This window comes from Burkholderia sp. JKS000303, from assembly GCF_002563755.1.
Taxonomy (GTDB): domain Bacteria; phylum Pseudomonadota; class Gammaproteobacteria; order Burkholderiales; family Burkholderiaceae; genus Burkholderia; species Burkholderia anthina_B.
The window spans coordinates 1,101,325-1,123,439 of record NZ_PDBZ01000003.1 but is presented as its reverse complement, the minus strand read 5'-3'; the positions used below and the strand labels follow the sequence as shown (position 1 = coordinate 1,123,439).

Sequence of the window (22,115 nt, the reverse complement as noted above, 5' to 3'; positions counted from 1 at the left end):
GCCTGTCAGATCGGGGTGGCGAGCAGCGTCTGCACGCGCGACGTGTCGTAGATCACGCGCTTGGTCTTGTAGCGCAGCCCGTCGGGCGTGCGCACGACCGTGTCGTAATACTTGCCGGCCTGGTACACGTTCGATTCGCCGTTGCTACGCGTCTGCACGACCACGTAGTTGCTCTCGGTGTCGATCTCGCCGTCGCGCTCCGCGACGATCGTCAGGCCCGACGTCATGTGCCGGTACGTATGCTCTTCGAAGATGTTCGCGTGCCGCAGCGACACCACGCGATCACGCAGCATCCGCTGGTTCGTGCAGTGGACGATCCCGACCGGCAGGCCGAGATCCGCGTTCTCCTTCGGCACGATCTCGTACGTGCAGTCCTCGGTGAACATCTCCGGCCAGTGTTCGAGCCGGTCGTTGTCGAGGTGGCCGATGTAGCGGTTCTGGAGCATGTAAATCTCGAACCACGTCTTCATGTCTTCCGTCATTTCGTGCTCCCGCCTCAATAGCCCATCAGCTTCTGGTAGCCGACCCAGAACTTGCGGATCAGGCTTTCAGTGATCACCGTGTCCTGCTGGTCCGGATTGCCGCGCGACATCTCGATCACCGACGTCGCGTCGGCATCGCGCACGGTGCCGCGCTGCACGAGCTCGGTCGCCTCCGTGTCCTCCATCGAGATGTAGCCGGCCGGCCCGACCAGGTTCGCCTGCTTGATGCGCAGCGCGCGCAGCTCGGGCGTGTCGTCCGCGTAGCCGAAGAAGTGGAAGATCAGCTCGAAATTGTCCGGCCCCTTCGGCAGGATCTGGCGCGCGACCAGCGTGTTGTGGATCTGCTGGATCACGAGCTGCGGGAAGATCGGCTGGATATGGTTCGTGCAGTCCTCGTCGTATTCCGACACGAGATCGAGGATCGACTCGTCTTCCAGATGGAAACCCTCGTCGAACGAACGGATGTTCTGCTGCTTGTACGCGGCCGACGTGTCGTCGCCCGTCTTCGTCACGGTGATGATGCTGTGCAGCCCGTGGTTCGCATCCGGAATCGAGCGCGCCTTCATCCCGACGCGGAAGATGTTGAAGGTCGTATGGAACAGATGCAGCATGCTCGCGTGATACGGATCCTTCACGTTCTCCATGTACAGCTTCCAGTTCGACTTCGAATACTGGCGCGTGCAGCCGAGATACTCGATCGGCTTGTGGAAAATGCGGTCGATCCACGGACGCATCTGCTCGCCGAGATAGTCGGGCAGCGGCATCACGTCGTCGCTGAAGGTCGCGAACACGAGCCCGTGATAGCTGTCGACGCGCAGCTTGCGCAGCCCGTGCTGCTTCGGGTCGAAGTCGGCCGGCATCCCGGTCATCCCCTTCTGGCCGCGCCGGAACGGCACGCCGAGCAGGTTGCCCTGGTTGTCGAAGCTCCACTGGTGATAGACGCACGTGTGCGAGCTCGCGTTGCCGCGCGACTTGCGGCACACCTGCGCGCCGCGGTGCGCGCAGCGGTTCACCCAGGCGGACAGCGTGCCGTCCTCGGTGCGCGTGACGACCACCGGCGTGTCGCCGACGAACGTGCTCTTGAAGTCGCCGGCATTCGGGATTTCCGCTTCCAGCGCGACGAAGTTCCAGGTCGGGCCGCGGAAGATGCGTTCCTGCTCGCGATCGTAGACCGCCTGCGAACTGAACACCTTGTACGGCACGCGCGAACCGTCGTCGTGCGGAAAACGCACGTCGGACGCGTCGTCGCGCGCGGCGAATACGACGGGCGATTCTGTCTGCTCCATGTCGGACTCCTTGTGGTTCCGTTTCGTTGATTGCATGGAGCTGATTTTTGAAAAGCTAATATTCCGCGTCTATCCGGAAAGTGCGATTGCGGCGGTGCAATATCCACTTTCGGCGGATTTCTGCGCTAGCATGGCGACACACGCGCGCCGCCGCACGACGATCGCGACCCATTCGTCGGATCGATGCCCGCGTCCATACCAAGGCCGATGCCCATGTCCCCAACGTCGTTCGAACCGCATGCGCTGCGCGCGCACCGGCTGTTCGAATCCCGCGATCTCGACGAGACGCGCGAGCGAATCTCGCGCGTGATGCAGCCGCACGCGCTACTGCCGAGCGGCCGCGTGCGAGGCGCGTCGCACATGGATTTCGTCCGGCTCGGCGGCCTCGGGATCGGTACCATCGCATTCGGCGACGCGATGCGCGTGCAGGTCGACGCGGTCGACGGCTATTACCTGCTGATGTTCTGCCTGTCCGGGCAGGCCGAAGTGCACGCGATGGGGCGCCGGCTCGGCGTCGACGGGCAGACCGGCGTGCTGTGCGCGCCCGGCGAGCGCTTCGACGCCGTGCTGTCCGCCGACTGCGAGCAGTTCGTGCTGCGCATCGACGCGGCAACCGTCGGCGCGCTGACCGGCGACCCGCGCGCAACGCTCGACCCCGTGCTGCACGTCAGCGACGCCGCGCTCACCGCGTGGCGCCAGCAACTGATGCTCGTCGCCCGCTCGCCGGAGCTGCTCGAACGCGCGAACGCGAACCCGCGCGTCGGGTCGCAGCTCGAGCACCTGCTGATCGACCTGCTGATCGAAGGCCACCCGCCGTCGGCGCTGCGTGCCCGGCACGATCCGGCGCCGGGCTTCGTGCGGCGCGCGCAGGAGTTCGTGAACGCGTACTACGCGCAGCCGCTGCAACTCGCCGACATCGTCCAGGCCGCCAACGTGCCGGAACGGACGCTGCGGGATGCATTCCTGCAGTTCCGCGGGATGAGCCCGATGCAATACCTGCGCGCAACGCGGCTCGATCATGCGCGGGAGTTGCTGCGCGGGGCGGCGTCCGATCGACGCATCGCCGATATCGCGCTCGATTGCGGGTTTACGCACCTCGGGCGCTTCGCGATCGCGTATCGGGAGAAATTCGGCGAGTCGCCGTCGGAGACGCTCGACGGGAAGCGGTAAGCGGTCAGCGCGGATTGACTCGCCGCCCTGCCCACGGCTTGCCGGCCGGCCATCCGGGCCGCCAATACGCATGGTCTGACGACGCGCTGTCCGGATTCGGCCGCAGACGCCGAAATTGACCGTTAGTTGCAGTTAAGTCAGCGGACGTCGGGCGATCTTCACGCCGCCGGCACGATCATCTCCCGCGCGATCGCGCAGAACGCGGCGGTCGCCGCGCTTTCGCCATGCAGCCGGCGGCTCATGATGATCGGCGAAGTCGCCGTGGGTTCCGGCAGCCGCCGGTAGACGACGCCCTTCACACGCACCCCCTCCACGCTCTCCGGCACCAGCGATACCCCCATCTGCGCGGCAACGAGCCCGAGCGCCGTCTGCAGTTCGCGCACCTCGTGAACGGCCGCCGGCACGAAGCCGCCGTCGCGCAGCGCGGACAGTTGCTGGTCCGCGTAGCTCGGCCGCGGCGTGCTCGGATAGACGATCAGCGTCTCGTTCGCGATGTCCGCGAGCGTCAGCGGCCGGTCCGGATCCGCGAGCGGATGCCCGAGCGGCAGCACCGCGATCAGCTTCTCCTCGATCAACGCCTCGCGCACGAGCTGGTCGTCGTCGAAGCGCAGGCGGCCGAAACCGACGTCGATTCGCCCGCCCTTCAACGCGCCGAGCTGTTCGAGCGTAAACATTTCGATCAGCGACAGCTCGACGCCCGGCCACCGCTCGCGAAACGCGCGAATCACGTCCGGCAGCGCGCCGTAGAGCGTCGACGGCACGAAGCCGATCACGATCCGCTCCGACAACTGCGCGAGCCGCCGCGTCAGCGGGCCGAGCTCGTCGGCCTGTTCGACGACGCGCATCGCCTGCGCATAGAACACGCGCCCCGCGTCGGTCAGTTTCAGCGGTCGCGCGCCGCGCTCGAACAGCGGCAACCCGACCTCGTCCTCGATCGCCTGGAGCTGGCGGCTCAGCGGTGGCTGCGTCATGTGCAGCCGCTCCGCCGCCCGCGTGATGTTCATTTCCTCCGCGACGGCGATGAAGTACCGGAGCTGACGCAATTCCATTTCATGCCTCAAAGGTATGGAAGTAGTCGGAAAGAGTGTTGGACGACGCCGGGTGGGAATTCCTACCATGTGCACCAACAGGAGGAATCGCATGATAGCAACTGCCGCCACCATCGAACGCATCGAGACGCTGCTCGTCGACGTGCCGACGATCAGGCCCCACAAACTGTCGGTCGCCACGATGAATTGCCAGACCCTCGTGCTCGTCCGAATTCGATGCACGGACGGTATCGAAGGCGTCGGCGAGGCGACCACGATCGGCGGTCTCGCGTACGGCGAGGAGAGCCCCGAGAGCATCAAGGTCAACATCGACACGTACTTCGCGCCGCTGCTGCAGGGCATGGACGCGACGCGCCCGGGTGCCGCGATGGCGCGTGCGCGCAAGCTGTTCCAGGGCAACCGGTTCGCGAAGTGTGCGATCGAAACCGCCCTGTTCGACGCGCAGGCGCGCCGCCTCGGCGTGCCGCTGTCGGAACTGTTCGGCGGCCGCACGACCGACGCGGTCGACGTTGCATGGACGCTCGCGAGCGGCGACACGCAGCGCGACATCGCGGAAGCCGAGGCGATGCTGGAAGCGCGCCGGCATCGCGCCTTCAAGCTGAAGATCGGTTCGAACGCGGTCGACGACGACGTCGCGCACGTGATCGCGATCAAGCGCGCGCTCGGCGAGCGCGGCGACGTGCGCGTCGACGTGAACCAGGCATGGACCGAAACCGACGCGATCCGGGCCGGCGCACGGCTCGCGGATGCCGGCGTCAGCCTCGTCGAGCAGCCGATCGCCGCGACCAACCGCGCGGGGCTGAAGCGCCTCACGCAGCTCGCGCGGATTCCGATCATGGCCGACGAAGCGCTGCACGGCCCCGTCGATGCATTCGCGCTTGCGCAGGACCGCGCGGCCGACGTGTTCGCGGTGAAGATCGCGCAATCGGGCGGCCTGCTCGGTGCGGCGAGCGTCGCGTCGATCGCGTCGGCCGCCGGCATCGACCTGTACGGCGGCACGATGCTCGAAGGCGCGGCCGGCACGATGGCGTCCGCGCAACTGTTCAGCACGTTCGGCTCGCTGAAATGGGGCACCGAACTGTTCGGCCCGCTGCTGCTCACCGAGGAAATCCTCGTCGAGCCGCTGCGCTACGAGGATTTCAAGCTGCACCTGCCGGCGACGCCCGGCCTCGGCATTACCTTCGACTGGGCCCGCATCGAACGGATGCGACGCGACGCCCGCTGATCCCACACGACACGACAACCGAAACCGGAGACACAGATGAACAAGCAAGCCATCGACGCCCTGCTGAAGACCTTCGACGACGCCGCTGAAAAGCCCGGCAACCCGCGCGTGCGCGCGATCGTCAACCGGATCGTGAAGGACATCTGCTACACGATCGAGGACTTCGACGTGCAGCCGAGCGAGTTCTGGACCGCGCTCAACTACCTGAACGAAGCCGGCCGGGAATTCGGGCTGATCGCCGCGGGCCTCGGGCTCGAGCGCTTCCTCGACGTGCGCATGGACGAAGCCGAGGAGAAGGCCGGCATCCAGGGCGGCACGCCGCGCACGATCGAGGGGCCGCTGTATGTCGCCGGCGCACCGGAATCGGTCGGCCATGCACGCCTCGACGACGGCACCGAGCCGGGCCAGGCGCTGATCATGCGCGGCCAGGTGCTCGGCAACGACGGGGCGCCCATCGCGAATGCGCTGGTCGAGGTATGGCACGCGAACCATCTGGGCAACTACTCGTACTTCGACCAGTCGCAGCCCGCGTTCAACCTGCGCCGCTCGATCCGCACCGACGCCGAAGGCCGCTACAGCTTCCGCAGCGTGCTGCCGGTCGGCTACAGCGTGCCGCCGGGCAGCAAGACCGAGCAGTTGCTCGACCAGCTCGGCCGTCACGGTCATCGTCCGGCGCACATTCACTTCTTCGTTTCCGCGGACGGATATCGTAAGCTGACGACGCAGATCAACATCGAAGGCGATCCGCACCTGTGGGACGACTTCGCCTTCGCGACCCGCGAAGGGCTGATCCCGGCGGTCAAGCAGGCCGAAGGCGCGGCAGGCAAACCGTACGGCGTCGACGGTCAGTTCGCGCTGATCGACTTCGATTTCTCGCTGCTCAAGGACAAGCAGGACGTGCCGGCGAGCGACGTCGAGCGGGTGCGCGCGCAGGCCTGAGCGGCCGTCCCGTCCGACGCACCGATAACGCAAGGAGTACAGAATGCTGTTTCATGTGGAAATGACCGTCCGTCTGCCGGCGGACATGGATCCGGTCAAGGCGGCCACGCTGAAGGCCGAAGAGAAGGCGATGTGCCAGCGGCTGATGAACGAAGGAGTCTGGCGACATCTGTGGCGGATCGCGGGGCAGTATGCGAACGTCAGCATCTTCGATGTCGAGAGCGTGCAGCAGTTGCACGACGTGCTGAGCCAGCTGCCGTTGTTTCCGTACATGGAGATGGAAGTGCGGGCGCTGTGCCGGCATCCTTCTTCGGTGCGGGAAGACGATCGGTAAGCAGAGACGAATCGCGGCCGTACCGATACGGCCGCATTCCGTTCGATACGACGCGGGCGGCCTGCCGTTTCTTGCAGGTCGCCCGCGTCGCTTCGCATGCCGTCATGGCCGCCCGCGCATCGCGATCGTCAGGATCGCCTATGAATCGAGATGCGCGCCGAACCCCACCCGCTCCGGCGCGATCTCCGCCTTCAGCGTCAGCGCCGGAATCTCGTAATCGCCCGCGTTCTGCCGCCGGAACGGAATCGGCTTCGCCGTCCACAGCGTATCGAGACGCTCACCGAGCGCCGCGCGCGTTTGCTCGAAGCGCGCGTCGTTCATCTTGCCCGTGCGATAGATCACGAACGGCGGCAGCACGTCGAAGCCCGGGTAATACAGCATCCCGTGCTGGATCGGGAACAGCACGTCGTCGATCGGCCCGTTGATGCCGCGCGCGCTGTAATGCGACGCCCACCCGCCCGCCGTGACGACCAGCATCGCCCGCTTGCCGGCGAACGAGCCTTCGCCATAGCGATTGCCCCAGTGCGTATCGGAATGCTCGCCCACGCCGTAAGCGAAACCGCACGCATAGACGCGCTCGACCCAGCCCTTCATGATCGCCGGCATCGAGAACCACCACATCGGGAACTGCAGGATCACCGCGTCGGCCCACTTCAGCTTCTCCTGCTCGCGCGCGATGTCTGCGCTTTGCGTGCCCGCCGCAAACGCGCGCTTCGAATCGAGCGATGCATCGAAACGCGCATCGGGCGCACGATCGGTCACATCGTTCGCGTCGAACGCGGCCTTCCAGTTCATCGCGTACAGGTCGCTCACCTGCACCGCATGACCGGCCGCCTCCAGATGCTCGACGGCAAAGTCGCGCAGCGCGCCGGTCAACGAACGCGGTTCGGGGTGGGCATAAACGATCAGCACATTCATGTTCGGTACTCCATGGCTTGAATGAATGCAGGATGCCGGCGCCGAAGGTATATTGGAAATGAATTCCTGATATTCCAGGTATAGCGATGAACAATCTCAGGCGACTGGATCTGAACCTGCTCGTGACGCTGGACGTGCTGCTCGCCGAGCACAACGTCACGCGCGCGGCCGAGAAACTGAACATGGCGCAGCCGTCGGTCAGCGTGCAGTTGCAGAAGCTGCGCGACGCGTTCGGCGATCCGCTGCTGCTGCCCGGGCCGCGCGGCATGCGGCCGACCGCGCGCGCGGAAACGCTGCGCGAACCGCTGCGGGAAGCGCTCGAAGCCATCGAGCGCGCGGTGCTGCCGGCCACGCCGTTCGATCCCGCGATCGCGACGCACACCTGGCGCGTGGCCGCCACCGACTATGGCGAGTCGACCATCATCCTGCCCGCGCTCGCCGCGCTGCGCGCCGCGGCACCGGGCGCGCGGCTCGCCGTCGTCGAACTCGTGCCCCCGCGCATCGAGAAGGACGCGGAACAGCACGGGATCGACCTGGCGTTCCACACGACGGAAGGGTCGCCCGAAGGGATGCGGCGCCTGCCGCTGTTCGTCGAGCGCTACGTGCTCGTCGGCCGGGCCGGCCATCCGAAGCTGAAGCGGCGCCCCACGCTTGCGCAGTTCTGCGCGCTCGAACACGTGATCGTGTCGCCGGACGGCGGCGGATTCTTCGGCGTGACCGACGAGGCGCTCGCCGAACGCGGCGTCACGCGCCGCGTCGCGCTGTCCGTGCCGCATTTCCTATTCGTCGTGTCGGCCGTCGCGCAGACCGACCTCGTCGCGATGCTGCCCGAACGGCTGGTGCGCGATGCGCCGGCACTCCGCGTGGTCGACGCGCCGGTCGAGGTGCCCGGCTATGAAATGTCGATGCTGTGGCACGAGCGCTCGCATCGCGATCCGGCGCACCGGTGGCTGCGGGAAACGATCGCGGCATCGGTCTGACTCGGCCCGCTTGCGGGGCGGCTGGCACCGGGGCTGACACCTGCTGTCATCGAGGGCTTGCAAGTCTGCCGACCACTGTATATATTCACAGTGTTTCCGTGCCATTTGACCCGAATTCCGTCATTCCGAGACGGACTTTTGTGAGGCGACCATGTTCCAGTCATCCGCATTCGATCCCGAGCAACCCGGCTTCAACCCGGCCCACTTCGAGCGCGCCGCGCAGCGGGCGGTCGTCGATCTGCAGCGTGTCGTCGGCGGCCCCGCGCAGCGCGCGCTCGGCCTGCGACGCCGCACCCATCCGGCCGCAGTCCGCACGATGAGCTGGCAGGCGCTGCTGAACGTCGAAGAACTCGCGTTCTCGAATTCCGGTTTCCTGAACCGCAACGATCCGACGGTCGTCGATGCGTTCATCCGGCTGCGCGACAGCCGCCTGGTGGCCGCGGACGTCGAGGAACCGGTCGACTGGCGTCGCGACGACGACGATCTGCCGGCCGTCTACCTGATCGTCAAGGCGATGCTCGAAGCGGAAGAGGAAGAACGGGCCGAAGCGGCCTGACGCGCGCCGGGCGGTGGCGGGATCGCGTCGCCCCGTTGCGCGGCGACGCGGGATGTCCGTTCCGTTCTGCCGGCTGCACCGACATGCCGATGCAGCCGCATGACAGTCGCGAAGCGTCGCGCACGCAGGCTACCGCCGCGCAACGACGCTTCGTACCCTCGCCCGAAGCCACGCCCGTTACAACCGCGCCGCGAGCCGCGACCCTTGGTCGATCGCGCGCTTCGCATCGAGCTCGGCCGCCAGTTCCGCGCCGCCGATCAGGTGCACCGGGCGCCCGGCCGCCTGCAGCGGCGCGAGCAGCGCGCGCTGCGGCTCCTGCCCCGTGCAGAGCACGATCGTATCGGCTTCGATGCACGCGTGATCGGTACGCTGCTCGCCATACGACACGTGCAGCCCGCGCGCGTCGATCCGTTCGTAGTTCACGCCGCCGATCATCTTTACCTGCTTCATCTTCAGCGTCGCGCGGTGAATCCAGCCGGTCGTCTTGCCGAGCCCCTTGCCGAGCGGCGCGGCTTTACGCTGCAGCAGCGTCACTTCGCGCGCGGGCGCCGCGACCTGCGCGCGCGTCACGCCGCCCCGCGTCACGGCCGGATCGGTCACGCCCCACTCGGCCTTCCATTCGTCCAGATCGAGCGTCGGCGACTCGCCGTCCTGCACCAGATATTCGGCGACATCGAAGCCGATCCCGCCCGCGCCGACCACCACGACGCGCCGGCCAACCGGCAGCCGGCCGGCCAGCACGTCGATATAGCTGAGCACGTTCGGCCCGTCCTGCCCGGGAATCTTCGGATCGCGCGGCGCGACGCCGGTCGCGAGCACGATCTCGTCGTAGCCGCCCGCGATCAGGTCGCTCGCGTCGACGCGCCGGTTCAGATGCAGGTTCACGCCGGTCAGCTCGACTTGCCGGCCGAAGTAGCGCAGCGCTTCATCGAATTCTTCCTTGCCCGGAATCCGCTTCGCCATGTTGAACTGGCCGCCGATCTCCGACGCCGCATCGAACAGGTCGACCTGATGCCCGCGCTGCGCGAGCACGGTCGAGCACGCAAGCCCCGCCGGCCCCGCGCCGACCACCGCGATACGCTTCGGCTGCGGCGCGCGCGTGTAGGTCAGTTCCGTCTCGTGACAGGCACGCGGATTCAGCAGGCACGATGCGATCTTGTTCTTGAACGCGTGGTCGAGACACGCCTGGTTGCAACCGATGCAGGTGTTGATCTCGTCCGCGCGACCCTGCGCAGCCTTGACGACGAACTCCGCATCCGCAAGCAGCGGTCGCGCCATCGACACCATGTCCGCGCAACCGTCCGCGAGAATCTGCTCGGCCACTTCGGGCCGGTTGATCCGGTTGGTGGTGACGAGCGGGATGCCGACCTCGCCCTTCATCTTCTTCGTCACCCAGGCGAACGCGCCGCGCGGCACCGACGTCGCGATCGTCGGCACGCGCGCCTCGTGCCAGCCGATCCCCGTGTTGATGATCGTCGCGCCCGCGCGCTCGACCGCCTTCGCGAGCTGTACGGTCTCGCTCCAGTCGCTGCCGTCGGGGATCAGGTCGAGCATCGACAGCCGGTAGATCAGGATGAAGTCGCGCCCGACCGCTTCGCGCGTGCGCTCGACGATCTCGATCGGCAGGCGGATGCGGTTCTCGTACGAACCGCCCCACTGATCGGTGCGCTTGTTGGTGTGCATCGAGATGAACTGGTTGATCAGGTAGCCCTCGGAACCCATGATCTCGACGCCGTCGTAGCCGGCTTCGCGCGCGAGCTGCGCGCAACGGACGAACGCGCGGATCTGCCGCTCGACGCCGCGCGCGCCGAGTTCGTGCGGGGTGAACGGCGAAATCGGCGACTTGATCTTCGACGGCGCGACCGCGAACGGGTGATAGCCGTAGCGGCCGGTATGCAGGATCTGCAGCGCGATCTTGCCGTCGTCCGCGTGCACGGCATCGGTGATCACGCGATGGCGCCGCGCACCGGCCGACGTCATCAGCGTGCCGCCGAACGGCTTGGTCCAGCCGGCCACGTTCGGCGCGAAGCCGCCGGTCACGATCAGCCCGACGCCGCCGCGCGCGCGTTCTGCGAAATAGTCGGCGAGCCGCGGCAGCGTCTTGCGGCTGTCTTCGAGGCCGGTGTGCATCGAGCCCATCAGCACGCGGTTCTTCAGCGTGGTGAAGCCGAGGTCGAGCGGCGCGAGCAGGTGGGGAAAGGAGGTCGTCATGATGATTCTGCCGGTAAGCGATGCGTGTCATCGTAGGCCGCGCGCCGCCTTGAACGTGAGGGGGCAAACAGCCATAATGCTTGTCATTTCCGGCCAAAAACGACATGACTTCCCCGCCACGCAAGGACCACCTCGGGCTGCGCCGGCCGACGATTCCGGTCGCCTATACGCGCCTGCTGCTGCAAGCGCTGGCCGCGCGTGGCGTCGACCTGGCCGCGGTACGCGCCGGCACCGGGCTGCGCGACGCGGTGCTGGCCGAACCGGATGCGCGCGTCGCGCCGTCGCAATGGGGGCGGCTCGTGCTCAACGCGATCGAAGTCGGCGGCGACGCCGGCATCGGGCTCGCGTTCGGGTTGCTGCTGAAGCCGACCGTGCACGGCTTTCTCGGCTATGCGACGCTGACCGCGCGGGACATCCGCGAAGCGCTGGTCGTCACGCAACGCTACTTCCGGATGCGCAACCGCCAATATCGTCTGACCTATGCGGAGGACGAGCACGGCGCGACGCTCGAACTGCACGGCGTGCAGGCGAGCCCCGTGCTGCAGCATCACGTGATGTTCGAGTTCGTGCTGACCGGGCTCGCGCAGAACATCTCGCAGTGGTCCGGGCGCGCGTCGCCGCCGATCGCGCTGCGCTTCACATGGCCGGAACCCGACTATTTCGCGCGCTATCGCGGCCAGTTGCCGCCGGTCGAATTCGGTTGCGCGGCCAACGCGCTGTGGATCGCGCACGACGTGCTCGACTGGCCGCTGCCGCTCGCCGACGAAGTCGCGCACCGGCAGGCGCTCGTGCAGGTCGAGCGCGAGTATGCGCAGGTGCGTCAGGAGGATGGCGATCTGGTCGAGCGCGTGCGCGCGGAACTGGCGAAAAGCGCGGGTGACTATTCGAGCCCGGAAGCGCTCGCCGACGCGCTGCTCGTATCGACCCGCACGCTGCGGCGCCGGCTCGAGGAAGCCGGGGCGAGCTACCGGCAACTGCTCGACGAAGCGCGGTTTCGCGACGCGAAGCAACTGCTGTCCGCATCGGATCTCGACCTGAAGACGATCGCCGAGCGGCTGCAATTCACCGACCCGGCGAATTTCACGCGCGCGTTCCGCAGGTGGGCCGGGCAAACGCCGAGTGCGTACCGGGAGGCGGCGACGGGTTGACGGCATGGAGGGCCGAAGACGCGTCCTAGGGCCTGTTCACGCTAATAACGGGCTTGCGAACGTGCCTTTCCGCCCGTAGGGCAAGGAGCGAGGAGGCGCAATAGCCGTAGCTATTGCAACGACGAACGACGCCGCCATACGGGCGGAAAGGCACGTTCCCCTGTTTGGGAAAATTCATTCGTGGGGCTGGCCATCAGAAGGGCCGATCGCCGCGTCATGCTCCTCACGAATACGTTGAGTATTCGCTTCGTCGCATTCCTTGCGCTCGGCCCTTCTGATGGCCAGCGCAAGCCCGTTATTAGCGTGAACAGGCCCTAGCCCGCGTCGATCGTGGCACGCAGGCTCATATCGACGCACGGTCCGTCAGAACATCGACGAACATCGCGACGAGCGGCTCGACGATGGACTGTTTTGCCGGGTCCTCGCCGATCACGGCAACTTCGGACGCGGGCAGCGCGGGCCATTGTGCGGACGTCGGCAGGATCTTCATGCCGGCCTGCAGGAACGATTTGCCCAGCACGGTGACCCCCAACCCGCCCGCCACCGCCGCCTGCACGCCGACGAGATTGCTGGCCGTGCAACCCACCGCCCATTCGCGGCGTGCCGTATCCAGGCTTTCCGTCATCACCTCGCGATACGCGCAGGGCGGCGGCATCATGACGAGGCGCACGGGTCGCGCCGGATCGTTCCGGTAGTGTTTCGTGGCGAGCCACACCAGCGGCTCCCGCCAGATCACGCGGCCGCGCAGCGGCGCGCCTTCATGCTTGCGCCGGGCGAACACCACGTCGAGCTGGCCGGCTCGATGAGCATCGACGAGTTCCGCGCTCGACCCCGTGGCGAGTTCCAGCTGGACGGACGGAAAGCGCTCGCCGAAACGCGCCAGGATCAGCGGTAACTGCGCGTGCACGAGATTTTCGGATACACCGAGCCGCAGCCGCGCGGGTTGCGAAGGCTCCCGCAGCTCACTCATGAACGCTTCATATTGCGCCAGCAGGCGCCGTCCGCCGGCGAGCACGCGTTCGCCCTCCTGCGTCAGCCTCAGCGAGCGGCTGGTCCGCTCGAAGACACACACGTCCAGCGCTTCCTCGAGCCGCAGCACCTTCTGGCTGACGGCGGATTGCGAACGCCCGACGACGTTGGCCGCCGCGGTGAAGCTGCCCGTGTCGACCACGGCAACGAACGCACGCAATAAATCCAGATCCAGCATCGCGGCCCATCCATTCGAAACCCTTCTAGATGGAATAAAGATTATTCGTTTGTCTTCTTGTTTGCAAGTTCCCACAATGGCTTCAACCTGCCGGGCCGGTCGTGAACCGCGGCAGGAGTCGTATCCCTGTCGTTGTTCCAACGGAGCAGAAAAATGAGCAAACGCAATTCGGTCGAGATCGTCGAGAATTTCTGGCGGGAGGTCTGGCAGTCGGGCAACCCCGACGCCGTGGACGCACTCGTCGCGGAGGATTTCGCGATCACTTCAGGCGGTGTCGTCATCCGCTCGCGCGCCGAATTCAAGAAGTGGGTCGCGGCCTTCCTCGCGAGCATCGACGACTTCAGGTTCGAGGTCATCGAAACGTTCCAGAACGAAGCCGGCGACCGCGTCGCGAGCCGTTGGCGCGTGACCGGGACAAACAACGGCTTCATGGGATCGGCGCCGTGCCGGTCGCCCATCGACATGACGGGCACGGCCGTCTGGCACGTACGCGAGGATGGGCTGCTTCAGCACAACTGGGTCGAACGCAACGCGCTCGAAGTGCATCGCAGCCTGAAAGCGCCGCGATCGTAAAGCGAGGGACGCGGCAAGCCGATGCGCTCGCCACGTCGCGGATCCGGTCAGGTCGAACGCGCCGCGTCGCCCACGTAGATCCGCGCGCCGCCGTCCCCTTCGCCCGCGTCGATCCGCACGTCGCCCGTCGCGGCGACGATCGCGTCATACACGTCATCCGTCACGCACACCACCGGCACCGCGATCGCATACAGCTCGGCCGCGACGATCGCACCGATCGAGATGATCAGGTCGCGCTCCTTCAGCACGATCCCGACCGGCCCCGTACCGTTGCGCACCGCTTCCGCCAGCACGCTGCTGCTCGAACTCGAGCCCTTCGCATGCGGCATCACCATGATGCGGCCGGCGAGGCTCGCGCCCGTCTGCGGATGCCCGCGATCGACGATGCGCCCCGCGCCCGAATCGTAGCCGCCCCAGAAGCTGAGCGGCTTGTCGAGCACGATCGTGCGCGCGCATGCGCTGCCCGGCACGAGCGTATCGCCTGCCAGTCCCCCCACCGTTGCTTCAGTCATCGAATCGCACCTTTCCTTCGAATGCGGAGCGCACGCACTCGCGCATGCTGCCGTACGCCACCGTCACGCCGATGTTCGCGGGCGCATACGACGCCCACTTCCCCGAGTTGGTCATGACCAGCCCCGACAGTTGCTTCATCACCGGTGTGATGTACGTGCAGGTGTCGACGACGATCTGGATGCCGCGGGCCTCGAACTTGTCCGCGAGCCCGAGCTCGCCCAGTTCCCACAGGATGAAGCGGCTCGTGTTCACGTAGAAATCGCACATCGGCTTGCCGTCGAATTGATCGAGCAGCGCGTCGAGCGTGCGGAATTCGGCCACCGAGAAATGCGGCGTGCCGAGCGCGACCGCGACGAGCGCATCGCCGGCCGCGCCGTGGTTCAGCGTGCGGCGAATCTCGTCGAGATCGGCCATCGCGACATCGACGGTCCGCTGCGCGGCACGCCCGTGCAACGCGGCGTCGAGCGTCGGCGCTTCGGGCGTCACGCCCACCGCATGGAACAGCGCGACGGCGCCGCTCGATGCGGCGGCGGCGCCGAGCGCCTTGAGTTCGTCCTCGGTGGTGTCCGCGGGCAGCCCGACGATCGCGGGCACGATCGCGCCGGCGATCCTGCCGATCAACAGCCCGAGCGCCGCGAAATAGATGTCGCGCGACGGGCGATGACCGAAGTCCGGCGCGTTGAACACGATTTGCGCGGCGCGGTTCGCTTCGACGTGCAGGCCCGCATACGGCGCGCGCCCGGTGATCGCGGCGGCCAGATCGAGAAAGTCGCCATAGCGGCTGGTGCGCGCGCCGAGCACCGAATTGGCGAACACAATCGCATTGGATTCGGCCCACGCGATCTGCTCGCCCAGGCGCGGACGATTCTTCAGCTGGTACGGCGCGCACGTGAAGCTCGATTCGCAGCCGAGCTGCAGGTGCGCGTCCATCAGGCGCTGCGCATCGCGCTGGATCGTGCGGTCGCCGTGATACAGCTCGGGATGGATCAGGTCGAGCGACCCGACGTTCAGGGTGGTCGGCACCGCGACTGTCGCGCCCGTGTCGACGAAATACTCGACGAAGTCGAGGCTGGTCTGGCCGTGATAGAGACAGCCGTCAATATGCGCGGACGTGATGTCGATCAGGTGCGGCGCCGACATCACGTCGGCCGTGCGGGCGACGATCCGCATCGCGCGTGCGACGCCGTCGCCGAATGCGCCGCGCAACATCGCATCGTCGCGCTCGCTCAACTGCAGCATGGGGTGCTCCTCGTGTCTCGTCCGGTGGATCCGGATCGCTTTTGTAATACTACCGTGACTACCGTGCGTGCTAGGCGTCGCGCATCGCCGTCAGGCTGAACAGCTCGTCGCGCAACGCCTTGGCGCGGTCGCGGCCGAACTGCGTGTCGAACTCGTCCTGCGCGGCCTGCCATGCGACCTTCGCTTGCGCATAGGTGCGCTCGCCGAGCTTCGTCAGGCTGAGCGCATGCGCGCGCGCATCATGCTCGGACGCGGCCGCGGCGACGAAGCCGTCACGCTGCAGCGGCTTCAGCGCGCGCAACAGCGTCGTGCGATCCATCACCAGCGTATCGGCGAGTTCGCTCATCACCAGGCCGGGCCGATGCGACAGGTTCGCCATGATCGAAAACTGCGCGGGCGTCACGCCGACCGGGGCCAGATGACGCTCGTAAAGTTGCGTGACGAAGCGCGCCGCCTGACGCAGCGCGAGGCAATTGCAGGCCTGGGCCATCTGGATATCGTTCATGATCCGCAATTTATATGTGCATATGCATAAAGTCAATGTACACTCCGCCGTAACGGCCGGCCGCGTGCCTTCGGCGCGCCGTCATCGCGTCGAGGAGACGGACATGGACTACATCGACAAGCTGCGCATTTTCCGGTCGGTGGTCGAGATGCGCAGCTTCACGCGCGCCGCCGACATGCACGGCCTCGCGCGGCCGGTCGTGTCGCGGGCGGTTGCGGATCTGGAAGCGCGCTTCGGCAGCCGCCTGCTGCACCGGACCACGCGCCAGGTCTCGCTGACCGAAACGGCCGAGCGGATCTACGAGCGCTGCGCGGCCGTGCTCGACGAACTCGACTCGCTCGAGGCGCAAGCGCAGTCGCACACGCGCGAGCCGGAGGGCCTGCTGCGCCTCGTCGCGCACACGACCGCCGCGCTGAACCGGCTGGTGCCGCTGATCGCCGGCTTCAAGACCGCGCATCCGAAGGTGCGTCTCGACGTCACGCTGACCGAACGCCCGGTCGATCTCGTCGGCGAAGGCTACGACATCGGCATCGTCGTGCCGTACATGCTGACGAGCGAGACGACCGTCGTGCGGCTGATCGAACGCATTCCGGTGGTGCTCGTCGCGACGCCGGCCTACCTGCGCGCGCATTCGCGCCCCGAAACGCCGGCCGAGCTTGCCGACCATCCGTTCGTGCCGCTGTCGCCGTCGCTGCGCCGGCCCGCGCTGTCGTTCCGCGTCGACGGCGACACGCTGACCGTGCCGTTTCACTTCGACATCTCGTCGAACAGCCCCGTCTTCAACCGCGAAATGGTGATGCACGACTTCGGCATCGGTGTCGTGCCGAAAACGCTCGTCGATGCCGAACTCGCGTCGGGCGCGCTCGTGCAGTTGCTGGAAGACGCCGATCTCGTCGACGCGTTCGTGGAAATCAAGCTCGCGTACGCGAACCGCGCGCTCCTGCCCGCGAAGGTCAAGGCGTTCATCGACTACACGGCTGCATACAGCGACCGCGAAGGCCGAATCGTTCCGGCGGCAGCCTGACCCGGCGCCCGAACGCACCGGCCCGCCGCCGATTGGTACAGCCACGACACCAATCTGATCCCGCCCCGCCGCTCGCTTCGCGCCGTCATGCCATCTAACATGTGCACATGCACACACCAACCCTCACCGATGACGATTGCTTCGCGGTCCGGCAAGCAGCGCGGCGGATCTCGCAGTTCTACGAGCGCTATCTGTCGCGGGCCGGTGTCACGCCGTCGCAGTACAGCATTCTCGCGCTGCTGCGGGAGCGTCCGGGCCTGACGATGGCGACGCTGTCGGCCGTGCTGGTGATCGAGCGCACGGCACTGCTGCGCGCGCTCAAGCCGCTGGTCGCCGCGGCGCTGGTGACGGGCCGGATCGAGCCGCCGTGCCGCCGCCAGACGTTCGCGCTGACCACGCACGGCGAAACGAAGGTCGCCGATGCGCACGTGCACTGGCTCGCCGCGCAGGAAGCGTTCGAGCGGCGCTTCGGGCCGGTGCAGGCGGCCCGCCTCAGAGACGAATTGTTCCGGATCACGCACAACCTGCCGGAACGTTAACCCCCCTCCCCGATCGACGACGACACGTCGTCGATCGCCTTAATTAGTGCATATACATAGGTGAATGGATGGATACGACCCAAACCGCTGCCACATCACGCGAGGCAGCCACAACCGACCGGCCCGCGAAGCAGCGCCGCCGTGTGCCGTGGATGCGGATCGCGGTGGCCGTCGTGGTCGTCGCGGTCGCAGCCGCCGTGCTCGACTGGCTGCTGGTGCTGCGCTTCCAGGAAAGCACCGACGATGCGTACGTCGGCGGCGACGTCACGGTGCTCGCGCCGAAGGTGAACGGCTTCGTCGACAAGATCCTCGTGACCGACAACCAGCGTGTGAAGGCCGGCGACGTGCTCGTGCAGCTCGATGCGCGCGACTACGATGCGAAGCTCGCGCAGGCTTCCGCGGAAGTCGACAGCGCGCGCGCCGCGATGGCCGAACTCGACGCGAAGCAGCAGCTGCAATACGCGGTGATCGGCCAGCATGCGGCGGACAGGAATGCGTCTTCGGCCGAACTCACGCGGGCCGCATCCGATCGCGTCCGCTACCGCGAGCTCGTGAAATCCGATGCGGTGTCGAACCAGATCGTCGAGCGCGCGGACGCCGACTATTCGAAGGCCGACGCCGCCGTCGCGCGCAGCGATGCCGCGCTGCTCGCGTCGAAGCGGCAGCTCGACGTGCTCGGCGCACAGCTCGCCGATGCACGGGCGCGCGTGAACACCGCGCTCGCCGCGCAGCGCGTCGCGGCGCTGAACGTCGAATACACGACGATCCGCTCGCCGGTCGACGGTTACGTCGGCAACCGCACGGGCCGCGTCGGGATGCTCGCGAACGTCGGCGTGCCGCTGCTGACGATCGTGCCGGCGTCGGGGCTGTGGATCGATGCGAACTTCAAGGAAGACCAGTTGCGCAAGATGCACGCGGGCGACAGCGTCGACGTCGCGCTCGATGCGTCGAGCACGCGCCTGCATGGCCGCGTCGACAGCCTCGCGCCCGCGACCGGCGCGACCTTCAGCGTGCTGCCGCCCGAGAACGCGACCGGCAACTTCACGAAGATCGTCCAGCGCGTGCCGGTGCGCGTGCATCTCGATCCGCAGCCGGGCATCGAACACGTGCTGCGCCCCGGCCTGTCCGCGGTCGTGACCGTGCACACCGGTCACGCGAACTGAACGGGAGCCGACGATGACCACCGCGTTTTCCGGCGACCCCGCGTCGCAACCGACGAAGCAGCGCGTCTTCGCGTTCGCGCTGATGTGCGTCGGCTTCTTCATGGCGACGCTCGACATCCAGATCGTCGCGTCGTCGCTGCGCGACATCGGCGGCGGCCTGTCCGCGAGCCAGGACGAACTGTCGTGGGTGCAGACGGCGTACCTGATCGCCGAGATCATCGTGATCCCGATGTCGGGCTGGCTGTCGAGGGTGATGTCGACGCGCTGGCTGTTCGTCGCCTCGGCGATCGGCTTCACGATCACGAGCATGCTGTGCGGGCTCGCGTGGGACATCAACTCGATGATCCTGTTTCGCGGGATGCAGGGCGCGCTCGGCGCCGCGATGATCCCGACCGTGTTCACGACCGCGTTCGTGCTGTTCCCGGGCAAGCAGCGGCTGATCGCGTCGACGACGATCGGCGCGCTCGCATCGCTCGCCCCGGCGATCGGGCCCGTGATCGGCGGCTGGATCACCGACCAATGGTCGTGGCACTGGCTGTTCTACCTGAACCTCGTGCCGGGCATCGTCGTGGCCGCGCTGGTGCCGCGCTACGTGCATATCGACGAGCCCGATCCCGGCCTCGTCAAACGCGGCGACTATCGCGGCATCGCGTTGATGTCCGGTTTCCTAGGCTGCCTCGAATACGTGCTGGAGGAAGGCCCGCGCAAGAACTGGTTCAGCGACGACGCGATCGTCCTCTGCGCGTGGGTCTCCGGCATCTGCGGCTTCCTGTTCATCGTGCATGCGCTGACCGCGGACGATCCGGTCGTCGACCTGCGCGCGCTCGTCGTGCGCAACTTCGGAATCGGCAGCCTGCTGTCGTTCGTGACGGGCATCGGGATCTTCGTGACCGTGTTCCTCACGCCGCTGTTTCTGTCGCAGGTGCGCGCGTTCAGCTCGCTGCAGATCGGCATCGCGCTGCTGTCGGTCGGCGCGTTCCAGTTGCTCGCGCTGGGTGCGTATGCGTTCGCCGCGCGCTACATCAGCATGCGCGCGCTGCTCGTGTTCGGGCTCGTCTGCTTCGGCCTCGGCTGCTACCTGTACACGCCGATCACGCACGACTGGGGCTGGCGCGAGCTGCTGCTGCCGCAGGCGCTGCGCGGGATCGGCCAACAGTTCAGCGTGCCGCCGATCGTGACGATGGCGCTCGGCTCGCTGCCGCAGTCGCGGCTCAAATCAGCGAGCGGCCTGTTCAACCTGATGCGCAATCTCGGCGGCGCGATCGGCATCGCGGTGAGCGCGACGATGCTCAACGACCGGGTGAACTTCCACTACCTGCGCCTGAACGAGCATGTGAGCGCCGGGGAACCGCAGGTCGCATCGCTGCTCGATCGCCAGGCCGCGTACTGGACGTCGGTGGCGGGCGACACGCTGAATACCGCGCAGGCCGGCCTCGCGAACCTGCACCGGCTGATCTATCGCGAAGCGCTGACGCTGACCTACGCGGATGCGTATTACGCGCTGTCGCTGTGCTTCGTCGTCGCGCTGGTCGCCGTCGCGTTTTCCAAACCCATTACCCTGAACGCGCCGCCGCCGGACGCGCACTGAGCCGAGATCCTCGTCATGAAAAAGCTACTCGCCGCGCTGGCCGTCAGCGCATTCGCCGCCGGGTGTGCGGTACAGCCCGCGCAGCATCCGGCGCTGCACGATTCGGTTCGATCGCTTGCGCCCGCCGGATGGGACGCCGACGTCCCGCGCGCCGACATCGACGCCGCCGCATGGTGGGCGCAGTTCCACGATCCCGTGCTCGACCGGCTGATCGCGACCGTGCTCGACGGCAACCTCGACCTGCAGGCCGCCGCGGAACGCGTGAAGCAGGCCCAGGCGCTGACCGTGCAGAAACGCGCGGTGCTGCTGCCCGAACTCGATGCAACCGCGCACGCGGCCGACGCGCGCCAGAACACGCCGCCGCCGCTCGGCTACGTGCGCCAGGCCGGCGCGGGGCTCGCCCTGAGCTGGTCGCCGGATGTGTTCGGCGGCGAACGGCTCGATCTGCTGGCCGCTCAGGCCGAACTGGTCGGTCAACGGCATGCGGAAGACGCGATGCGGCTCGCGCTCGCGGCCAATGCGGCGTCCGCGTACGTCGACCTGCGCTGGGCGCAGCAGGAACTGAAGATCCTGCAGGACAACGCAAGGATTCGGCAGCATGCGCTCGAACTGACGCGCAAGCGGCAGGCGTTCGGGCTGTCGACGGAACTCGACGTCACGCGCGCGCAGAACCAGCTCGATGCGCTCGAAGCGCGGATTCCGCCGACACGTGCGCAGATCGCGCACCAGCTCAACCTGATCGCCGTGTATTCGGGACGCACGCCGGAGTCGGTCGACCGGCTCGTGCTCGCGCAGGCTGGCGAGATTCCCGCGCCGCCGGCCGGCTCGCCCGATACGTTGCCTTCGCAGGCGCTGTTGCGGCGGCCGGACGTGCTCACCGCGTATGCGCAGGTCGAGCGGCGGGCGGCGCAGGTCGGCGTCGCGAAAGCCGAGCGGTATCCGAAGTTCTCGCTGAATCTGACGGACGGAATACTCGCCGCGTCGTATCTCGGGCTACCGACGCTGACCGACAACCTGTTCAGCGCGGCGTTGAGCGCGACGAGCCCGATCTTCAACGCCGGGCGCATCACCGCCGACATCACGCAGAGCGAGAGCCGGATGCGCGAATCGGAACTCGGGTTGACGCAGACGATGCTGCAGGCGCTAAGGGAGGTCGAGGATGCACGCGCGAATCTCGTCAGCAGCGATGAGGCGACGCGGCGGCTCGACAGCGCGCTTTCCGCGTCGAATAAAGCGCTCGGGTTGGCGAATCAGCTCTACAAGGGCGGCGCGACGGACTTTCTCGATGTGCTGTCGGCGCAGGAGGTGTATCTGCGCGACTCGGATGCGCTCAACCAGGTCAAACGCGAGCACGCGCTGGCGGCAGTCGCGCTGTATCGGTCGCTTGGCGGCGGGTGGAGCCGGCAAGATGCGGCGGGCGGGACGGCGGTGGACACCGTCGCGAAGCATTGATCAGGACCACGATA

Annotated in this window: 21 protein-coding genes and 1 pseudogene; 13 read left to right on the top strand and 9 right to left on the bottom strand. The window is 67.1% G+C overall.

Annotated elements, in window-relative coordinates; all coding sequences use genetic code 11:
- Positions 1–5: 5 nt before the first annotated feature.
- A complete protein-coding gene (gene andAd, locus BX604_RS33010) occupies positions 6–482 on the bottom strand; it encodes an anthranilate 1,2-dioxygenase small subunit AndAd (protein ID WP_014900133.1) in 477 nt (158 codons plus the stop codon).
- A gap of 14 nt (positions 483–496) precedes the next feature.
- Positions 497–1,768 (bottom strand): anthranilate 1,2-dioxygenase large subunit AndAc, encoded by a 1,272-nt coding sequence (gene andAc, locus BX604_RS33005; protein ID WP_098554963.1) that lies wholly within the window; start codon positions 1,766–1,768, stop codon positions 497–499.
- Positions 1,769–1,981: 213 nt separating this feature from the next.
- On the opposite strand from andAc, the gene andR reads away from it, so the two are divergent.
- Positions 1,982–2,938: an anthranilate 1,2-dioxygenase regulatory protein AndR gene (gene andR, locus BX604_RS33000; protein WP_098554962.1), complete on the top strand. Its 957-nt coding sequence runs from the start codon at positions 1,982–1,984 to the stop codon at positions 2,936–2,938.
- 158 nt (positions 2,939–3,096) lie between these two features.
- Here andR and BX604_RS32995 read toward each other — a convergent pair whose 3' ends face one another.
- On the bottom strand, positions 3,097–3,987 hold the full coding sequence (locus BX604_RS32995; protein WP_098554961.1) for a LysR family transcriptional regulator: 891 nt from the start codon (positions 3,985–3,987) through the stop codon (positions 3,097–3,099).
- Between the two features lie 91 nt (positions 3,988–4,078).
- Here BX604_RS32995 and BX604_RS32990 point away from each other — a divergent pair, with 91 nt between their 5' ends.
- From BX604_RS32990 to catC, 3 genes are read left to right on the top strand one after another with little or no spacing between them, the layout of a single operon-like run.
- Entirely contained in the window at positions 4,079–5,212 is a 1,134-nt protein-coding gene (locus BX604_RS32990; RefSeq protein WP_098554960.1) for a muconate/chloromuconate family cycloisomerase, read from the top strand.
- A 36-nt stretch (positions 5,213–5,248) separates the two neighbouring features.
- Positions 5,249–6,151, top strand: coding sequence for a catechol 1,2-dioxygenase (catA, locus tag BX604_RS32985; protein ID WP_098554959.1), 903 nt, complete (start codon positions 5,249–5,251; stop codon positions 6,149–6,151).
- Positions 6,152–6,194: 43 nt separating this feature from the next.
- Complete coding sequence (catC, locus tag BX604_RS32980; protein ID WP_059448784.1) at positions 6,195–6,485, top strand: muconolactone Delta-isomerase; 291 nt, start codon at positions 6,195–6,197, stop codon at positions 6,483–6,485.
- A gap of 138 nt (positions 6,486–6,623) precedes the next feature.
- On the opposite strand, the gene BX604_RS32975 is transcribed toward catC, so the two are convergent.
- Positions 6,624–7,403, bottom strand: coding sequence for an NAD(P)H-dependent oxidoreductase (locus BX604_RS32975; RefSeq protein WP_098554958.1), 780 nt, complete (start codon positions 7,401–7,403; stop codon positions 6,624–6,626).
- A gap of 86 nt (positions 7,404–7,489) precedes the next feature.
- Between BX604_RS32975 and BX604_RS32970 the strand changes: the two genes are divergently transcribed.
- Together BX604_RS32970 and BX604_RS32965 are read left to right on the top strand one after the other, a co-directional pair.
- Positions 7,490–8,383 (top strand): LysR family transcriptional regulator, encoded by an 894-nt coding sequence (locus BX604_RS32970; protein WP_098554957.1) that lies wholly within the window; start codon positions 7,490–7,492, stop codon positions 8,381–8,383.
- A 151-nt stretch (positions 8,384–8,534) separates the two neighbouring features.
- The gene (locus tag BX604_RS32965; protein ID WP_098554956.1) at positions 8,535–8,939 is read left to right on the top strand and encodes a DUF2471 family protein; all 405 of its coding nucleotides are present in this window, start codon (positions 8,535–8,537) and stop codon (positions 8,937–8,939) included.
- Positions 8,940–9,116: 177 nt separating this feature from the next.
- Here the strand turns inward: BX604_RS32965 and BX604_RS32960 are convergent, their stop codons facing one another.
- Entirely contained in the window at positions 9,117–11,150 is a 2,034-nt protein-coding gene (locus tag BX604_RS32960) for an NADPH-dependent 2,4-dienoyl-CoA reductase (protein ID WP_098554955.1), read from the bottom strand.
- A 76-nt stretch (positions 11,151–11,226) separates the two neighbouring features.
- Between BX604_RS32960 and BX604_RS32955 the strand changes: the two are divergent.
- Positions 11,227–12,298, top strand: a pseudogene (locus BX604_RS32955) (AraC family transcriptional regulator ligand-binding domain-containing protein).
- A 343-nt stretch (positions 12,299–12,641) separates the two neighbouring features.
- Here BX604_RS32955 and BX604_RS32950 read toward each other — a convergent pair.
- A complete protein-coding gene (locus BX604_RS32950) occupies positions 12,642–13,505 on the bottom strand; it encodes a LysR family transcriptional regulator (RefSeq protein ID WP_098554953.1) in 864 nt (287 codons plus the stop codon).
- Positions 13,506–13,658: 153 nt separating this feature from the next.
- Here BX604_RS32950 and BX604_RS32945 point away from each other — a divergent pair, with 153 nt between their 5' ends.
- Positions 13,659–14,078 (top strand): ester cyclase, encoded by a 420-nt coding sequence (locus tag BX604_RS32945; protein ID WP_098554952.1) that lies wholly within the window; start codon positions 13,659–13,661, stop codon positions 14,076–14,078.
- A gap of 47 nt (positions 14,079–14,125) precedes the next feature.
- Here BX604_RS32945 and BX604_RS32940 read toward each other — a convergent pair whose 3' ends face one another.
- The 3 genes from BX604_RS32940 to BX604_RS32930 all read right to left on the bottom strand — a co-directional run bounded on the left by BX604_RS32940 (position 14,126) and on the right by BX604_RS32930 (position 16,335).
- On the bottom strand, positions 14,126–14,590 hold the full coding sequence (locus BX604_RS32940) for an aconitase X swivel domain-containing protein (RefSeq protein ID WP_098554951.1): 465 nt from the start codon (positions 14,588–14,590) through the stop codon (positions 14,126–14,128).
- The gene (locus tag BX604_RS32935) at positions 14,583–15,830 is read right to left on the bottom strand and encodes an aconitase X (RefSeq protein WP_098554950.1); all 1,248 of its coding nucleotides are present in this window, start codon (positions 15,828–15,830) and stop codon (positions 14,583–14,585) included. The genes BX604_RS32940 and BX604_RS32935 overlap by 8 nt, the downstream gene beginning before the upstream one ends.
- Positions 15,831–15,900: 70 nt before the next feature.
- Positions 15,901–16,335, bottom strand: coding sequence for a MarR family winged helix-turn-helix transcriptional regulator (locus BX604_RS32930; protein ID WP_098554949.1), 435 nt, complete (start codon positions 16,333–16,335; stop codon positions 15,901–15,903).
- 103 nt (positions 16,336–16,438) lie between these two features.
- Here BX604_RS32930 and BX604_RS32925 point away from each other — a divergent pair, with 103 nt between their 5' ends.
- The 5 genes from BX604_RS32925 (at position 16,439) to BX604_RS32905 (ending at position 22,101) form a co-directional block, all read left to right on the top strand.
- Complete coding sequence (locus BX604_RS32925; protein ID WP_098554948.1) at positions 16,439–17,359, top strand: LysR family transcriptional regulator; 921 nt, start codon at positions 16,439–16,441, stop codon at positions 17,357–17,359.
- Between the two features lie 107 nt (positions 17,360–17,466).
- On the top strand, positions 17,467–17,898 hold the full coding sequence (locus BX604_RS32920) for a MarR family winged helix-turn-helix transcriptional regulator (protein ID WP_098554947.1): 432 nt from the start codon (positions 17,467–17,469) through the stop codon (positions 17,896–17,898).
- A 68-nt stretch (positions 17,899–17,966) separates the two neighbouring features.
- The gene (locus tag BX604_RS32915; protein ID WP_098554946.1) at positions 17,967–19,061 is read left to right on the top strand and encodes an HlyD family secretion protein; all 1,095 of its coding nucleotides are present in this window, start codon (positions 17,967–17,969) and stop codon (positions 19,059–19,061) included.
- Positions 19,062–19,074: 13 nt separating this feature from the next.
- Positions 19,075–20,649: a DHA2 family efflux MFS transporter permease subunit gene (locus BX604_RS32910; protein ID WP_098554945.1), complete on the top strand. Its 1,575-nt coding sequence runs from the start codon at positions 19,075–19,077 to the stop codon at positions 20,647–20,649.
- Between the two features lie 15 nt (positions 20,650–20,664).
- Positions 20,665–22,101, top strand: coding sequence for an efflux transporter outer membrane subunit (locus BX604_RS32905; RefSeq protein WP_098554944.1), 1,437 nt, complete (start codon positions 20,665–20,667; stop codon positions 22,099–22,101).
- The last annotated feature ends 14 nt before the right edge of the window (positions 22,102–22,115 follow it).

Coding starts and splice junctions, on each gene's coding strand:
- BX604_RS32975 (WP_098554958.1), bottom strand. CDS start 7,403: ATGAATGTGCTGATCGTTTATGCCCACCCCGAACCGCGTTCGTTGACC.
- BX604_RS32905 (WP_098554944.1), top strand. CDS start 20,665: ATGAAAAAGCTACTCGCCGCGCTGGCCGTCAGCGCATTCGCCGCCGGG.
- BX604_RS32965 (WP_098554956.1), top strand. CDS start 8,535: ATGTTCCAGTCATCCGCATTCGATCCCGAGCAACCCGGCTTCAACCCG.
- BX604_RS32920 (WP_098554947.1), top strand. CDS start 17,467: ATGCACACACCAACCCTCACCGATGACGATTGCTTCGCGGTCCGGCAA.
- BX604_RS32925 (WP_098554948.1), top strand. CDS start 16,439: ATGGACTACATCGACAAGCTGCGCATTTTCCGGTCGGTGGTCGAGATG.
- BX604_RS32995 (WP_098554961.1), bottom strand. CDS start 3,987: ATGGAATTGCGTCAGCTCCGGTACTTCATCGCCGTCGCGGAGGAAATG.
- catA (WP_098554959.1), top strand. CDS start 5,249: ATGAACAAGCAAGCCATCGACGCCCTGCTGAAGACCTTCGACGACGCC.
- BX604_RS32935 (WP_098554950.1), bottom strand. CDS start 15,830: ATGCTGCAGTTGAGCGAGCGCGACGATGCGATGTTGCGCGGCGCATTC.
- BX604_RS32915 (WP_098554946.1), top strand. CDS start 17,967: ATGGATACGACCCAAACCGCTGCCACATCACGCGAGGCAGCCACAACC.
- BX604_RS32910 (WP_098554945.1), top strand. CDS start 19,075: ATGACCACCGCGTTTTCCGGCGACCCCGCGTCGCAACCGACGAAGCAG.
- BX604_RS32990 (WP_098554960.1), top strand. CDS start 4,079: ATGATAGCAACTGCCGCCACCATCGAACGCATCGAGACGCTGCTCGTC.
- BX604_RS32960 (WP_098554955.1), bottom strand. CDS start 11,150: ATGACGACCTCCTTTCCCCACCTGCTCGCGCCGCTCGACCTCGGCTTC.
- BX604_RS32930 (WP_098554949.1), bottom strand. CDS start 16,335: ATGAACGATATCCAGATGGCCCAGGCCTGCAATTGCCTCGCGCTGCGT.
- BX604_RS32945 (WP_098554952.1), top strand. CDS start 13,659: ATGAGCAAACGCAATTCGGTCGAGATCGTCGAGAATTTCTGGCGGGAG.
- andAc (WP_098554963.1), bottom strand. CDS start 1,768: ATGGAGCAGACAGAATCGCCCGTCGTATTCGCCGCGCGCGACGACGCG.
- catC (WP_059448784.1), top strand. CDS start 6,195: ATGCTGTTTCATGTGGAAATGACCGTCCGTCTGCCGGCGGACATGGAT.
- andAd (WP_014900133.1), bottom strand. CDS start 482: ATGACGGAAGACATGAAGACGTGGTTCGAGATTTACATGCTCCAGAAC.
- BX604_RS32950 (WP_098554953.1), bottom strand. CDS start 13,505: ATGCTGGATCTGGATTTATTGCGTGCGTTCGTTGCCGTGGTCGACACG.
- BX604_RS32940 (WP_098554951.1), bottom strand. CDS start 14,590: ATGACTGAAGCAACGGTGGGGGGACTGGCAGGCGATACGCTCGTGCCG.
- andR (WP_098554962.1), top strand. CDS start 1,982: ATGTCCCCAACGTCGTTCGAACCGCATGCGCTGCGCGCGCACCGGCTG.
- BX604_RS32970 (WP_098554957.1), top strand. CDS start 7,490: ATGAACAATCTCAGGCGACTGGATCTGAACCTGCTCGTGACGCTGGAC.